1 pseudogene is annotated in these 793 nt (G+C 64.8%); it reads right to left on the reverse strand.

From position 1 onward, the window contains the following. Positions 1-793, reverse strand: a pseudogene (locus tag IEY28_RS20500) (hypothetical protein); the annotation flags it as partial.

Genomic DNA, 793 nt, shown 5'->3' on the forward strand with positions numbered 1-793 from the left:
CGTCGATGGACTCGTCCCACGTCAGCGCGAAGATCGAGTCGGAGAAGTTCGCGATGTTCTGCAGCGCCTCGAGAGCCTGCTCGTCGACCGTCTTGTCGATGAGTAGCGGCGTGTCGTCGAGGTCGGCGTAGAGGTCGTACAGGTCGACCTCGTGGGCTTGCTTTCGACCGGCCGGCGACGTGTTCGGGTCCGTGTCGAAACCACTCAACCGGAAGCGAGCGCGGATCTGGGCCGTCGCAGATGCGAACGAGCCCGAGACAGACGCAGAGTTGGCGGCCGTGAGCCAGTTGCTGCCCTGGTCGTTGCTGATCGCGACCTGCTGGTCGCCGTTGGTGATGTCGTTCCACGCCGACTGCAGCTCGCCGGCGACGACCGACAGGAACGTCGTGGCGTCGGTCGTCTGGCGCTCGACGCCGTCGGGATGCAGGTCCGGGCCCGTGATGACGCCGTCGACGACGGTCTCGGTGAAGCCCGGCGGGTAGCGGCTGTCGTAGAACGCCACACAGTCGATGTTGAAGCCGGGCTCGTCGGCCGTCCCCGCCTCTGTCACCTCGATAGAGATCTCGTGCTCGCCGGCCGAGAGCGTGCTGATGTTGTTCGCGCCGGCCGTCGTGAACCACTCCAGTCCGGTCGTCTCGACGTTGCGTGGATAGCCCCCGACCTCGTTGCCATCGACGAAGAGCTTGACCTGATGCGAGAGGTTGTTGCTGTCGAGATCGCCGTAGAAGTCGACGCGCATCGCGATGCCCACCTTGTCGGCCGGGATGTCATGCTCGGTCGTGAACGTGTTGTA

This window comes from Haloarcula pellucida (assembly GCF_014647235.1).
In the GTDB taxonomy this organism is placed as follows: Archaea; Halobacteriota; Halobacteria; order Halobacteriales; family Haloarculaceae; genus Haloarcula; species Haloarcula pellucida.